Source organism: Streptomyces sp. NPDC056580, assembly GCF_042793175.1.
GTDB lineage: Bacteria > Actinomycetota > Actinomycetes > Streptomycetales > Streptomycetaceae > Streptomyces.
Genome location: NZ_JBHTVE010000002.1, coordinates 226,913 through 239,580, shown reverse-complemented (window position 1 = coordinate 239,580; position 12,668 = coordinate 226,913). Strand labels below are relative to the sequence as shown.

13 protein-coding genes are annotated in these 12,668 nt (G+C 72.8%); 3 read left to right on the top strand and 10 right to left on the bottom strand.

The window, feature by feature from the left end; translation table 11 throughout:
• Positions 1-33 precede the first annotated feature (33 nt).
• Entirely contained in the window at positions 34-987 is a 954-nt protein-coding gene (era, locus tag ACFQ9Z_RS04785; RefSeq protein WP_383010707.1) for a GTPase Era, read from the bottom strand.
• 174 nt (positions 988-1,161) lie between these two features.
• Here era and ACFQ9Z_RS04780 point away from each other — a divergent pair, with 174 nt between their 5' ends.
• Together ACFQ9Z_RS04780 and ACFQ9Z_RS04775 are read left to right on the top strand one after the other, a co-directional pair.
• Complete coding sequence (locus tag ACFQ9Z_RS04780; protein WP_383010705.1) at positions 1,162-2,484, top strand: ammonium transporter; 1,323 nt, start codon at positions 1,162-1,164, stop codon at positions 2,482-2,484.
• Positions 2,481-2,819, top strand: coding sequence for a P-II family nitrogen regulator (locus ACFQ9Z_RS04775; RefSeq protein ID WP_383010703.1), 339 nt, complete (start codon positions 2,481-2,483; stop codon positions 2,817-2,819). Before ACFQ9Z_RS04780 ends, ACFQ9Z_RS04775 begins: the two co-directional genes overlap by 4 nt.
• Positions 2,820-2,838: 19 nt before the next feature.
• On the opposite strand, the gene ACFQ9Z_RS04770 is transcribed toward ACFQ9Z_RS04775, so the two are convergent.
• Entirely contained in the window at positions 2,839-3,201 is a 363-nt protein-coding gene (locus tag ACFQ9Z_RS04770; RefSeq protein ID WP_383010701.1) for a cytidine deaminase, read from the bottom strand.
• 28 nt (positions 3,202-3,229) lie between these two features.
• On the bottom strand, positions 3,230-4,051 hold the full coding sequence (locus ACFQ9Z_RS04765) for a helix-turn-helix transcriptional regulator (protein WP_383011812.1): 822 nt from the start codon (positions 4,049-4,051) through the stop codon (positions 3,230-3,232).
• Positions 4,052-4,199: 148 nt separating this feature from the next.
• Here ACFQ9Z_RS04765 and ACFQ9Z_RS04760 point away from each other — a divergent pair, with 148 nt between their 5' ends.
• Positions 4,200-5,630 (top strand): MFS transporter, encoded by a 1,431-nt coding sequence (locus tag ACFQ9Z_RS04760; RefSeq protein WP_383010699.1) that lies wholly within the window; start codon positions 4,200-4,202, stop codon positions 5,628-5,630.
• On the opposite strand, the gene ACFQ9Z_RS04755 is transcribed toward ACFQ9Z_RS04760, so the two are convergent.
• The 7 genes from ACFQ9Z_RS04755 to ACFQ9Z_RS04725 form a co-directional block, all read right to left on the bottom strand.
• Complete coding sequence (locus ACFQ9Z_RS04755) at positions 5,615-6,634, bottom strand: S66 peptidase family protein (RefSeq protein ID WP_383010696.1); 1,020 nt, start codon at positions 6,632-6,634, stop codon at positions 5,615-5,617. The two genes, ACFQ9Z_RS04760 and ACFQ9Z_RS04755, sit on opposite strands and share 16 nt — an antisense overlap.
• Positions 6,635-6,676: 42 nt before the next feature.
• Positions 6,677-7,036, bottom strand: coding sequence for an MmcQ/YjbR family DNA-binding protein (locus tag ACFQ9Z_RS04750; protein WP_360663239.1), 360 nt, complete (start codon positions 7,034-7,036; stop codon positions 6,677-6,679).
• Positions 7,033-8,331, bottom strand: coding sequence for a hemolysin family protein (locus tag ACFQ9Z_RS04745; protein WP_383010694.1), 1,299 nt, complete (start codon positions 8,329-8,331; stop codon positions 7,033-7,035). The genes ACFQ9Z_RS04750 and ACFQ9Z_RS04745 overlap by 4 nt, the downstream gene beginning before the upstream one ends.
• A gap of 16 nt (positions 8,332-8,347) precedes the next feature.
• Positions 8,348-8,845, bottom strand: a complete 498-nt coding sequence (ybeY, locus tag ACFQ9Z_RS04740; RefSeq protein ID WP_281293817.1) for an rRNA maturation RNase YbeY — start codon at positions 8,843-8,845, stop codon at positions 8,348-8,350.
• A 12-nt stretch (positions 8,846-8,857) separates the two neighbouring features.
• Entirely contained in the window at positions 8,858-9,937 is a 1,080-nt protein-coding gene (locus ACFQ9Z_RS04735) for a PhoH family protein (RefSeq protein ID WP_383010691.1), read from the bottom strand.
• 287 nt (positions 9,938-10,224) lie between these two features.
• Positions 10,225-11,367 (bottom strand): carbohydrate kinase family protein, encoded by a 1,143-nt coding sequence (locus ACFQ9Z_RS04730; protein WP_383010689.1) that lies wholly within the window; start codon positions 11,365-11,367, stop codon positions 10,225-10,227.
• 267 nt (positions 11,368-11,634) lie between these two features.
• The gene (locus ACFQ9Z_RS04725; RefSeq protein ID WP_383010687.1) at positions 11,635-12,588 is read right to left on the bottom strand and encodes a 5-dehydro-4-deoxyglucarate dehydratase; all 954 of its coding nucleotides are present in this window, start codon (positions 12,586-12,588) and stop codon (positions 11,635-11,637) included.
• Between the last annotated feature and the right edge of the window lie 80 nt (positions 12,589-12,668).

The window sequence follows — 12,668 nt, the reverse complement described above, 5'->3', positions numbered from 1 at the left end:
GCCGGTCGGCGGCGACGGGGCCTGCGGACCGCCTCAGAACCCCAGCCGGCGAAGCTGCTTCGGATCCCGCTGCCAGTCCTTGGCCACCTTGACGTGCAGGTCCAGGAAGACCGGCGTGCCGAGCAGCGCCTCGATCTGCTTGCGGGACTTGATGCCGACGTCCTTCAGCCGCTTGCCCTTGGGGCCGATGATGATGCCCTTCTGGCTCGGGCGCTCGATGTAGAGGTTGGCGTGGATATCCAGCAGCGGCCGGTCCGCCGGGCGGTCCTCGCGCGGCAGCATCTCCTCCACGACCACGGCGATGGAGTGCGGCAGCTCGTCGCGGACGCCCTCCAGGGCCGCCTCGCGGATGAGTTCCGCGATCATGACCTGCTCGGGCTCGTCGGTGAGGTCGCCCTCGGGGTAGAGGGCCGGGCCCTCCGGCAGCAGCGGGACCAGCAGGTCGGCCAGGAGGCCCACCTGCGTGGCGCCGACGGCCGACACCGGCACGATCTCCGCCCACTCGATGCCCAGGTCCTTGCCGAGCTGGTCGATCGCGATGAGCTGCTCGGCCAGGGTCTTGGAGTCCACCAGGTCGGTCTTGGTGACGATGGCGACCTTCGGGGTCTTGCGGATCCCGGCCAGCTCCTTGGCGATGAAGCGGTCGCCGGGACCGATCTTCTCGTTCGCCGGCAGGCAGAAGCCGATCACGTCGACCTCGGCCCACGTCGTGCGCACGACGTCGTTGAGCCGCTCGCCGAGCAGGGTGCGCGGCTTGTGCAGGCCCGGGGTGTCCACCAGGATGAGCTGGGCGTCGGGGCGGTGCACGATCCCGCGCACCGTGTGCCGCGTGGTCTGCGGCTGGTTGGCGGTGATCGCCACCTTCTGCCCGACCAGAGCGTTCGTGAGGGTGGACTTGCCCGCGTTGGGGCGGCCCACGAAGCAGGCGAAGCCGGCGCGGTGGGCGGCCTCGCCCGACGGCTCGGATGACTGGGTACGAACGCTCATGGCGTTCATTGTCCCTGATCCACGGGACCGCGCCGTACCAACGGCCGCCACGGGCTCTCGATGTGAGCTGGACGAAACCGCCACGCAACGAAACGTCACGGAAACACACCCGTACGCAACCGGAAATCCCGGCCGGTGACCCTCTGACGAGCCCCCACACCGCTGGAGACGCCCGTGACCCTCGCCGCAGCCCACGTCGACACCGGCGACACCGCCTGGCTCCTCGCCGCCACCGCCCTCGTCCTGCTGATGACCCCGGGCCTGGCCCTCTTCTACGGCGGCATGGTGCGCACGAAGAGCGTCCTCAACATGCTGATGATGAGCTTCGTGTCGATCGCCCTGGTGACGGTGGTCTGGCTGGCCGCCGGGTACTCCCTCGCCTTCGGGGACGACGTCTTCGGCGGGCTGATCGGCGGCCTGGGCCACTCGGGCATGAGCGGGATCGGCCCGGGCAGCGTCCACGGCACCGTTCCCACCCTGCTCTTCGCCACCTTCCAGCTCACCTTCGCGATCATCACCGCGGCCCTGATCAGCGGCGCGGTCGCGGACCGCACGAAGTTCTCGGCCTGGCTGGTGTTCGTCCCGGTCTGGGCGCTGCTCGTGTACGTGCCCGTGGCCCACTGGGTGTGGGGCCCGGGCGGCTGGATCGCGGACCGGCTCGGGGCGCTCGACTTCGCCGGCGGCATGCCCGTGGAGATCACCTCCGGCGCCTCCGGCCTCGCCCTGTGCCTGGTGCTCGGGCCCCGGCTCGGCTTCAGGAAGGACGCCATGCGCCCGCACAACCTGCCCATGGTGGTCCTCGGCGCCGGACTGCTCTGGTTCGGCTGGTTCGGCTTCAACGCCGGCTCCGCGCTCGGCGCGAACGGCCTGGCCGCGGCGGCCTTCCTCAACACGCTCGCGGCCGGCTGCACCGGCCTGCTCGGCTGGCTCTTCGTCGAGCAGCGGCGCGACGGCCACCCGACCACGCTGGGCGCGGCCTCCGGCGCGGTGGCCGGTCTGGTCGCGATCACCCCGTCCTGCGGCACGGTCTCCCTGCTGGGCGCGCTGGTGGTGGGCCTGGCCGCCGGCGTCGTCTGCTCCTACGCGGTGAGCTGGAAGTTCCGCCTGAACTACGACGACTCGCTGGACGTCGTCGGCGTCCACCTGGTCGGCGGTGTCATCGGCACCCTGCTGATCGGCCTGTTCGCCGAGCGGGCGATGACCGGCGGCGCCGAGGGGCTGTTCTACGGCGGCGGGCTGGTCCCGCTGGGCAGGCAGTCGCTGGCCGTGGCCGTCGTCGGCGCGTACGCCTTCGCGGTGACGTACGGCCTCGGCAAGGTGATCGACCGGGTGCTGGGCTTCCGGGCCGGCGAGGAACAGGAGCACACCGGGCTCGACCTCACGGTGCACGCCGAGACGGCTTACGATCACGGGGTCCTGGGCCACGGCGCCCCGGTCGCCCACTCCCTCGTCGCCGCCCAGCAGGACCCCACCCGGAAGGTCGAGAGCCAGGCATGAAGCTCATCACCGCGATCGTCAAGCCGTACCGTCTGGACGAGGTCAAGACCGCCCTGCAGGAGCTGGGAGTGCACGGTCTGACGGTCAGCGAGGCGAGCGGGTACGGCCGGCAGCACGGCCACACCGAGGTCTACCGGGGCGCCGAGTACCGGGTCGACCTGGTGCCGAAGGTGCGTATCGAGGTCGTGGTGGAGGACGCCGTCGCCGACGCCGTGATCGACGCGGTCGTCACGGCCGCGCGCACCGGAAGGATCGGGGACGGCAAGGTCTGGGCGCTGCCCGTGGAGACCGTGGTACGGGTGCGCACCGGCGAACGCGGCCCCGACGCCCTCTGACGGGCAGCCTCCCGGCCCGCTACCGGCCGGTGCCCGCCGGGGCCGTCCGCCGCACTTCCCCGTCGGGCCCGGCGAGCAGCACCGGCGTCGCGGCGCCGCCGAGGTCGGCCACGGCGGCCCGGTCCTGCGGCGCGACCTCCTCGGCCTCGCTCACCACGGCCGCCGCCTCCAGCGACCGCGCGCCCGAGGCGACCGCCATGGCGACGGCGGTCTGCAGGGCGCTCAGCCGCAGCGAGGGGAGGTGCACCGACCCGGCGGCGTAGGTGCGCCCGGTCTCGTCCCGTACGGCGGCCCCCTCGGGCACACCGTTGCGGGCGCGCACGGAACGGGCCAGCGTGACGATCTTGCGGTCCTCGGGGTCAAGCGCGTTGCTGTCGGTCATGCCCAGAGCATACGAAGCCACCGCGGGCTCACCCCGCCACGGGGTGCATGGCGTCCCGCCGTCCCTCGGGGGACGCCAGCCATTCCAGCTTCGCCGCGGTGTCCTCCTCGTCCAGCGGGGTGTGCAGCACGATCATCAGGTCGGGCCGGGCCGGAACCTTCAACACCGTCGACTCCACGACCAGCAGCCCGGCCAGCGGGTGGGTCAGCTCCTTGCGCACCTGTCCCTGGTCCTCGATGTCCCGCTCGGCCCACAGCGCCACGAACTCGGGGCTGCGCGCGGACGCCTCGGCGAGCACCGCCTGGAACCCCTCGTCGTCCGGCCGGGCCGCGCAGGCGGCCCGGAACTGGGCCACGACCGTCCGCGCGTTGCGCTCCCAGCTCCTGCTGCGCGACCGGTACAGCGGATCGACGAAGAAGTCGACGAGGCAGTTCTGGGTGATGTCCGGCCGCATGCCGAGGACCAGCGCCGCCGCGTCGTTGTACATCACGCAGTTGTAGTACGTGTCCATGATGTGCGCCGGGTAGGGCATCCAGGTGTCGATCAGCCGGCGCAGCACCTCGCACATGTCCCGTTTCTCCGGCGCCACTTGGGGCGCCGGCGGGTTCATCCCGGCCAGCAGGTACAGGTGCCGGCGTTCGGCGTCGCTGAGCCGCAGCACCCGCGCCACGGCGTCGAGGACCTGCGGCGAGACGGAGATGTCCCGGCCCTGTTCGAGCCACTGGTACCAGGACGCGCCCACCCCGGCCAGCACGGCGACCTCCTCCCGGCGCAGTCCGGGCGTCCGGCGCCGGCCGCCGCCGCCCGGCAGCCCGGCCTCCTCCGGGCTCACCCGGGCCCGCCGGCTCATCAGGAACTCCCGCAGCTCGTCCCGCCGTTGACTGCGCGTCGCCTCCGCAGCGGCCACGTACCGCCCCTCCCCCGTCGTGTCTGGTGGTGCCACCACCACCATAAGTTCCGACTCCCCACGCGTATTCCGCTCGCCACAAGCTCTGTCCATGGCGTTCGACACCACCACTCAGACCACCACCCCGGCCCCCGCCCCCGGCGAGCCGCTCGGCACGCCCCGGCTGTCGACGCGGGACAAGCTGGTCCTCTTCGTGCTGTGCGCGGCCCAGTTCATGGTCGCGCTGGACTTCTCCGTGCTGAACGTGGCCCTGCCCGAGCTGGGCGCGGACCTCGGCATGAGCCGCTCCGCGCTGCAGTGGGCGGTCACCGCGTTCGCGCTGCCCTCCGGCGGCTTCCTGCTGCTGTTCGGCCGCGTCGGAGACCTGTACGGCCGCCGGAAGCTGTTCCTCGCCGGCCTGGCCCTGTTCGGCGCGGCCTCCCTGCTGGCGACCCTGGCCTGGGACCCGGTGTCCTTCCTCACCGGGCGGGCGCTGCAGGGCCTCGGCGCGGCGGCGATCGTGCCCACGGGCATGTCCCTGCTCACCACCACCTTCCCGGAGGGCCCGGCCCGCGACCGCGCCCTCGGCATCTCCGGCACGCTGCTGTCGCTGGGCTTCACGGTCGGCATGGTGGCGGGCGGCGTCCTGACCGACGCGCTGGGCTGGCGCTCCACCATGGCCCTGCTCACCGTGTTCGCGCTGACCGTGCTGCCGCTGGCGCCGGGTCTGCTGCCCGAGTCCCGCACCCCGCAGCGTCCGCGCCTCGACGTGCCCGGCGCGGTCACCGTCACCGCCGGCCTGCTGTCGCTGATCTACGCCCTGTCCACGGCCGCCGACCGCGGCTTCGGCCGCGCCGACGTCATCGCCTCGCTGGTCGCCGGCCTGCTCCTGCTGGCGGTGTTCACGGCGGTGGAGTCCCGCTCGGCCTCCCCGCTGGTCTCCCTGCCCATGCTGCGCCGCCGCACGGTGGCGTGGGGCAACGTGGGCGGCCTGGTCACCTTCTCGATGATGTCGACGGTGGTCTTCGTGCTGACCCTGTACCTGCAGGAGACGCTGCGTCTGTCGGCCTTCGAGACGGGCCTGGTCTTCGGCTTCCAGGGCGCGCTGTCCGCCGTCGCCGGCACGCTGGCCCCCCGGGTCATCGGCCGCTTCGGCGCCCGCCGCACGCTGGTCGGCTCGCTGGCCGGGCAGGGCGCGCTGGTCGCCGCCCTGCTGCCGCTGAACGCCCACACCTGGTCGGTGTGGCCGGCCGCCGCGGCCGTGTCCCTGGCGAGCATGTGCCACCTGGGCGCGATCATCTCGTACGGCCTCACGGTCACCTCGGGCGTCCCGGACGGGGAACAGGGTCTGGCCACCGGCCTGGTGACCTCCACCCAGCAGGTGGGCATCACCGTCGGCATCCCCCTGCTGGGTGTGCTGGCCACCACCTCCGGCGACCTGCTGTCCGGCGTCCACACGGTGCTCGCGCTGGACGCGGCGATCGTGCTGAGCGCCGCCGTCCTCGTCGGACTCGGCCTGCGCCGGGGTCAGTCCAGGATCTGAACGATCTCGCTCCGCGCGGCCGTGTGCACCACACGGCCGCGCGCGCCGTTCACCAGCGCCAGGTAGGGCGGCACGTGCCCGCACTCGACGTCGGCGACGATCGGCACCCCGAGCGGGCCGAGGGCGTCGAGGACCGCCTCGGCCTGGGTGAGGGTGGGGGCGTCGGGGGCCTTGGTGCGGCCGACGATTACGGCGGCGGCACGGTCGAAGAACCCGGCGAGCCGCATGCCGTGCAGGTTGCGGCAGATGGTGAAGGCGTTGTCCTCGCACGCCTCGACGTAGACGAGCAGGTCGTCGCCGTCCGCGAAGGACCGCGTGTCCAGCAGGCGCGTGCCCGCGACGTTGACCAGGGTCTCGATGCAGCCGCCGATCAGCCGGCCCTCGACGTCCACGTCGCCGGTGCCGTCGAGCCGGGTCCAGCCGCCGGCCGTGTCCAGGGTGAGGTCGCGGACCTCCGGGTGGAGCGCGTAGTCGTCCCAGCCGGTGCCGCGGTGGCGGCCGGGCGGGGTCTGCACGAGCGGCTCGCCCGGCGCGGCGGTCACGACGTCCAGCCAGGACAGCAGGCCCTCGGGCGTCCGGTACGGGGTGTCCATGAGGTTGTTGCCGTGCACGGTGGCGACGCCGGTGAGCAGGGTCAGCGGGGTGATGACCGTGGAGATGTCCGACCAGCCGGCGACCCAGGTCGGCTCGGCCCGCCCGATGGCCTCGAAGTCGAGCAGGTGCAGCAGGTCGACGGCGGTCTCACCGCCCCACGGAGGCACCACGGCCCGGATCGTGGGGTCGGTCAGCATCCCGGTCAGCTCGGCGGCGCGTTCGGCGGCCGGGGCGCTGATGTGGGTCGTGCCGTCCATGCAGCGGCCGACGACGACCTCGTACCCGCGCGCCTCCAGGTCGCGTACCGCCACGTCGAGCCGGCCGCGCAGCAGCTCGGGCACCCCGCTGGACGGGGAGGTCACACCGATACGGTCACCGGGGCGCAGCGGGCGCGGGTATCGAACGTCCATGCGCCGGATTCTGACACGGCCTCGGCCGGCGCCGACACACGTTTACGGCCGGTCCAGCCGCAGCCGCTCCGCCCTCGGCAGCCCCGCGACGACGAGGTCGTAGGAGTCCTCGATCAGCTCCCGGACCTGCCGGTCCGGGAGGCCGGCGTCGACGGTCACGGTGTTCCAGTGGCGCTTGTTCATGTGCCAGCCGGGGACGATCAGCCCCTCGTGCTCCGCGCGCAGCCGGACCGCGTCCTCCGGGTCGCACTTGAGGTTCACCGTCAGGGGCCGCGCGCCCAGGTTCGTCAGGGCGAACATCTTGCCGAGGACCTTGAAGACGGAGGTCTCCGGGTTGAAGGGGAAGTCCTCCACGACCGCGTCGAAGGACAGGCAGAAGGCGCGCAGCTCCTTCGGTGTCACTCGGGCGTCTCCTCCTCGGCGGCCTTGCCGGCCGGCTCCACCAGCACCGTCACGATCTTGTTCCGGCGTCCGGCCGCCGCTTCGGCGGTCAGCCGCAGCCTGCGCTCGTCGGGCAGTTCGACCACGGCGGACGCGCCGGCGATGGGGACCCGGCCGAGCGCCTTGGCGAGCAGCCCGCCGACGGTCTCCACGTCCTCGTCGTCGTACTCCTCCAGGCCGTACAGCTCGCCGAGGTCGGTGATGTCCAGGCGCGCGGTGACCCGGTGGCGGTCGTCGCCGAGGTACTCCACGGGCGGGATCTCCCGGTCGTACTCGTCGGTGATCTCACCGACGATCTCCTCGAGGATGTCCTCGATGGTGACGATCCCGGCGGTGCCGCCGTACTCGTCGATGACCACGGCGACGTGGTTGCGCTCCTTCTGCATCTCGCGCAGCAGGTCGCCCGCGTTCTTGGTGTCGGGGACGAAGACGGCCGGGCGCATCGCGGTGGACACCAGGTCGTTCTCGGCGTCGCGGCTGATGTGCGTCTTGCGGACCAGGTCCTTCAGGTACACGATCCCGACGATGTCGTCCTCGCTCTCACCGGTGACCGGGATGCGCGAGAAGCCGGAGCGCAGGGCGAGGGTGAGCGCCTGCCGGATGGTCTTGTAGCGCTCGATGACCACCAGGTCGGTGCGCGGCACCATCACCTCGCGCGCCAGGGTGTCGCCGAGTTCGAAGACCGAGTGCACCATTCGGCGCTCCTCGTCCTCGATCAGCGACTCCTGCTCGGCGAGGTCCACCATCGCGCGCAGCTCGGCCTCGGAGGCGAAGGGGCCGCGGCGGAAGCCCTTGCCGGGGGTGAGCGCGTTGCCGATGAGGATCAGCAGCGACGGCACGGGGCCCATGACACGGGCCAGCGGCAGCAGCACGTAGGCGGCCGCCGTCGCCGTGTTCAGCGGGTGCTGGCGGCCGATGGTGCGCGGGGAGACGCCGACGGCGACGTACGACACCAGCACCATGACGCCGATGGCGATCAGCAGGGCCTGCCAGGTGGCGGTGAACTCCTGCAGGCAGGCGTAGGTCACCAGGGCCGCGGCCGCCATCTCGCAGGCGACGCGGACCAGCAGGGCCACGTTCAGGTAGCGGGTGGGGTCGGCGGCGACCTGGGCCAGCCGGGCGCTGCCGCGCCGGCCGGACTTCACGGCCTCCTCGGCCCGGAAGCTGGAGACGCGCGCGATGCCCGCCTCGGCGCAGGCGGCCAGCCAGGCGACGACGACCAGCGCGATCGCGCCGATCACGATCTGCGGATTCATGCGTTGCCCGGCCCGCCTACGAAACCGTCGGCGCCGGGGACGGCCCGGTCAGACCCCGCTCGGACCGCCACCCGTCGACGATGGCGGCCTGCAGCCCGAACATCTCGGCCTTCTCGTCGGGCTCCTCGTGGTCGTACCCGAGCAGGTGCAGCACGCCGTGGACGGTGAGCAACTGGAGCTCCTCGTCCATGGAGTGCTGCGTCGGCGCTTCCTCGCCCTGCTTCTTGGCGACCTCCGGGCACAGCACGATGTCGCCGAGCAGCCCCTGCGGCGGCTCGTCGTCGTCCTTCGACGGCGGCCGCAGCTCGTCCATCGGGAACGACATGACATCGGTGGGCCCGGGCAGGTCCATCCACTGGATGTGCAGCTGCTCCATGGCGTCGGCGTCCACGACGATCACCGAGAGCTCGGAGAGCGGGTGGATGCGCATCCGCGCGAGGGCGTAGCGGGCGATGTCGAGGATCGCCTGCTCGTCGACCTCGGTTCCGGACTCGTTGTTGACGTCGATCGACATGGGCGTGCTGGTCTACTTCCCCTTGGGACCCTTGGCGCCGGTCCTGCCATGGCCGCCCTTGTGGGTGCCGTTCTCGGTGCCGTGCTTGCTGTCGTACATCTCGTACGCGTCGACGATACGGCCCACCAGCTTGTGCCGTACGACATCCTGGGACGACAGCCGGGAGAAGTGGACGTCCTCGACGCCCTCCAGGATCTCCTGCACCTGCCGCAGACCGCTCTTGGTCCCGTTCGGCAGGTCGACCTGGGTGACGTCACCCGTGATCACGATCTTCGAGTCGAAGCCGAGCCGGGTGAGGAACATCTTCATCTGCTCGGGCGAGGTGTTCTGGGCCTCGTCCAGGATGATGAAGGCGTCGTTGAGCGTACGGCCGCGCATGTACGCCAGCGGAGCCACCTCGATGGTCCCGGCGGCCATCAGGCGCGGGATCGAGTCCGGGTCGAGCATGTCGTGCAGCGCGTCGTACAGCGGGCGCAGGTAGGGGTCGATCTTCTCGTACAGCGTGCCGGGCAGGAAGCCGAGCCGCTCGCCCGCCTCCACCGCCGGGCGGGTCAGGATGATCCGGTTGACCTGCTTGGACTGCAGGGCCTGGACCGCCTTGGCCATGGCCAGGTAGGTCTTGCCGGTACCGGCGGGGCCGATGCCGAAGACGATCGTGTGCTTGTCGATCGCGTCGACGTACCGCTTCTGGTTGAGCGTCTTGGGCCGGATCGTGCGGCCCCGCGAGGACAGGATGTTCTGCGTCAGCACCTCGGCCGGGGTCTCCGGGCCGTCGCTCGTCCCGTTCTCGCTCGCCTTGAGCATGGCGATCGAGCGTTCCACTGCGTCCTCCGTCATCGGCTGCCCGGTGCGGAGCACCAGCATCATCTCGTCGAACACGCGTGAGATCAGGGCGACGTCCGCGGGATCGCCGACCGCGCTGATCTCATTGCCCCGGACGTGTATGTCGGCCGCCGGGAAGGCCTTCTCGATCACGCGCAGGAGGGAGTCGCCGGAACCCAGCACGGTCACCATGGGGTGCTGGGCGGGGACGGTGAGCTGCGCTCTCGCCTGCTCCCGCGCGGGGGTGTGAGCATGGGGTGTCTGAGTCATGGGCCGGCGCTTAAGGCCTGCGGTTCCTCCTCGTCACGGCCGCGTAGCTGAGGGCGGCCTCGCACTGTCAAGAGTACGACGGGCCACCGACAACGCCGTAGGGCTTTTCCGTGAGCGGGCGGCGCCTTCGGCGGGCCCGGAGCGGAAGCGGATGCGCGGCGGCAGGGCGGTCGTCGCGGCTGCGCCGCCCGCACCGGCCTGTGCCGACCGCGGCCGGGCCGGGGGCGGAGTGCGGGCCGGGGCGGGGCGCGGGCCCGGGGCGGAGTGCGGGCCGGAGTCCCGCGCCGTCACGCCGAACGGCCGAACCCGATCGTGGGCACCGCCCGCCGCAGCGGCCACGGCCGGTCCAGTTCCTCGGGCACCAGCCCCTCGAGGAAGCCGTAGCGGCGCAGCGCCTCCGGGTCCTGGCCCGGCACCGACTGGACACGGCGCCACCAGGCCCCGATCTCGGACCACCCGGGCGCCGACAGCGAGCCCCCGAACTCCTGCACGGACAGCGCGGCGGTGAGCCCGGCGAGCGCGAGCCGGTCGGCGAGCGGCCAGCCCGCCAGGGTCCCCGTGACGAACCCGGCCACGAACACGTCCCCGGCCCCGGTGGGGTCGAGCGCCTCCACGGCGATCGCCGGCACCTCCGCCGACTCCCCCGTGCGGCGGTCCACGGCGTACGCCCCGTCCGCGCCGAGGGTGACGACGGCCACGGGGACGTACTCGGTCAGCGCGTGCGCGGCGGCGCGCGGGCAGTCGGCCCCGGTGTACCGCATCGCCTCCGCCGCGTTGGGCAGGAACGCCTCGCAGTGCCCGAGGTCGGGGAGTTCGGCCAGGTCCCAGGCCCCGGTCTCGTCCCAGCCGACGTCGGCGAAGATCCGGGTGCCCGCGCGGGCGGCCTCCGCGATCCAGGGGGCCCGCTTGCCCGGTGCCAGCGAGGCGACGGCGGCCCGCGCGCGCGGCGGGAAGTCCGGGGCCGGTTCCTCGGGGGGCGGCTCGTGGCCGTGGGAGACCATCGTCCGCTCGCCCTCGTACGCCATGGAGACGGTGACCGGCGAGTGCCAGCCGGGCACGCTCCGGGAGGGCGCGAGGTCGATGCCCTCGCCCTGGGCGAGGGCGTCCCAGCAGTACTCGCCGTAGTGGTCGTCCCCGAACGCGGCGGCCAGCGAGGTCCGCAGGCCGAGCCGGGCGAGCGCGGTGGCCATGTTGGCGACCCCGCCGGGGCTGGAGCCCATTCCCCTGGCCCAGGACTCGGTGCCGCGCACGGGCGCCGAGTCCAGGCCGGTGAAGACGATGTCGAGGAAGACGGTGCCCGTGAGGTACACGTCCCAGGGCGGGTCGCCCGGGGCACGGAGCGCGGCGAGCGGGTCGACCTGGGCCTGGCGGCGCGCTGCCTGTGTGAGGTGTTCGGGTTCCTCTCCGGCGATCGTGCTGGACGGGGTCACGGTGCGCTCCCTGAGCTGGTGCGGATCTGGCCAGTGTGCACCACTTCCCGCCAGGGCCACGGTCACTCCGTACCGGCTGCGGCGTCAGCGCCGGCGCCTCACCGGCGGGGCCCGCCGACGTCCACGGCGCCCCGCGTCCGGCTCTCGCCCACGGCGGTGTCCAGGGCGAGGCGGGCGTTCACATACCCGACCAGGCACCCGGTGGTCACTCGACCGGCGGCCGGGCCGGGTCCGGGCAGTCGGCGCCGCCGCCCGTCCCGCCGAGGGTCACAGGGAGGCTCCCACCAGGGCGAGTCCGGCGGCGAGCAGGGCCCTCAGCTCGGCGAGGTCGGCGGGCGCGGGGTCGGTGAGCGGGGCCCGGACCGGGCCGACCCGCTCCCCGCGCAGCCGGGCCGCCGCCTTCACCAGGGACACCGGGTAACCGGGGACGCGGTCGCGGAGTTCGACCAGCGGGACGTAGAAGTCGCGCAGCAGCTTCCCGGTCGTGCCGTGGTCCTCGTCCCGCAGTGCGGCGAAGAACGCGCCGGCGATCTCGGGGGCGAAGGCGTGCACCGCCGAGGAGTATGCCGGGACGCCGACGGTGGCGTAGGCGCGGGCCTGGATCTCGGCCGTGGCGGCGCCGTTGAAGAACAGGAAGTCCTCCGGGGCTGCGAGGGTCAGGCGCTGGAGGCGGTCGAGGTCGCTGTGGCCGTCCTTCAGGCCGATGACGTTCGGGACGCGCGCGATGCGGCGCAGCGTGGCCGCGGTGTAGGCGACCTGGCCGCGCTGGTAGGCGACGACCGGCAGCCGGGTGCGGGCCGCGAGCTGCTCGATCTGGGCGGCGAGGCCCTCCTGCGGCGCGGCGACGAGATAGTGCGGCAGCACGAGCAGGGCGTCGGCGCCGGCCTCCTCGGCGATCCGCGCGAACCGGGCGGCCTGCGCCCAGCCGTACCCCGTGCCGGCGACCACGGGCACCCGGCCCTGCGCCTCCTCGACGGCGATGGTGACGACCTGCCGGTACTCCTCCTCGTCGAGGGAGAAGAACTCCCCGGTGCCGCAGGCCGGGAAGACGGCTCCCGGCCCGGCGGCGAGCCGGGCCGCCACGTGCGCGCGGCAGCCGTCCGGGTCGAGGGTGCCGTCGTCGTGGAAGGCGGTGAGCGGGAACGACAGCACGCCGCGCGCCATGCCCTCCCGCAGTCGCCGTGCCACGTGCCGCGGGCCTCGGTCGCCACTCACAGACATCTCCCCCTGTGAACGTCATCCACGTATGAGAACAGAGGCTAGATACACGAACCGAGAGCCGTCAATGGCGCCCCGGAGAG

What these genes read in the sequence shown, in the direction of transcription:
- ACFQ9Z_RS04755 (WP_383010696.1), bottom strand. Translation starts at nt 6,634, where the DNA reads ATGGACGTTCGATACCCGCGCCCGCTGCGCCCCGGTGACCGTATCGGT.
- ACFQ9Z_RS04725 (WP_383010687.1), bottom strand. Translation starts at nt 12,588, where the DNA reads ATGTCTGTGAGTGGCGACCGAGGCCCGCGGCACGTGGCACGGCGACTG.
- ACFQ9Z_RS04770 (WP_383010701.1), bottom strand. Translation starts at nt 3,201, where the DNA reads ATGACCGACAGCAACGCGCTTGACCCCGAGGACCGCAAGATCGTCACG.
- ACFQ9Z_RS04760 (WP_383010699.1), top strand. Translation starts at nt 4,200, where the DNA reads ATGGCGTTCGACACCACCACTCAGACCACCACCCCGGCCCCCGCCCCC.
- ACFQ9Z_RS04775 (WP_383010703.1), top strand. Translation starts at nt 2,481, where the DNA reads ATGAAGCTCATCACCGCGATCGTCAAGCCGTACCGTCTGGACGAGGTC.
- ACFQ9Z_RS04765 (WP_383011812.1), bottom strand. Translation starts at nt 4,051, where the DNA reads ATGAGCCGGCGGGCCCGGGTGAGCCCGGAGGAGGCCGGGCTGCCGGGC.
- ybeY (WP_281293817.1), bottom strand. Translation starts at nt 8,845, where the DNA reads ATGTCGATCGACGTCAACAACGAGTCCGGAACCGAGGTCGACGAGCAG.
- ACFQ9Z_RS04745 (WP_383010694.1), bottom strand. Translation starts at nt 8,331, where the DNA reads ATGAATCCGCAGATCGTGATCGGCGCGATCGCGCTGGTCGTCGTCGCC.
- ACFQ9Z_RS04735 (WP_383010691.1), bottom strand. Translation starts at nt 9,937, where the DNA reads ATGACTCAGACACCCCATGCTCACACCCCCGCGCGGGAGCAGGCGAGA.
- era (WP_383010707.1), bottom strand. Translation starts at nt 987, where the DNA reads ATGAGCGTTCGTACCCAGTCATCCGAGCCGTCGGGCGAGGCCGCCCAC.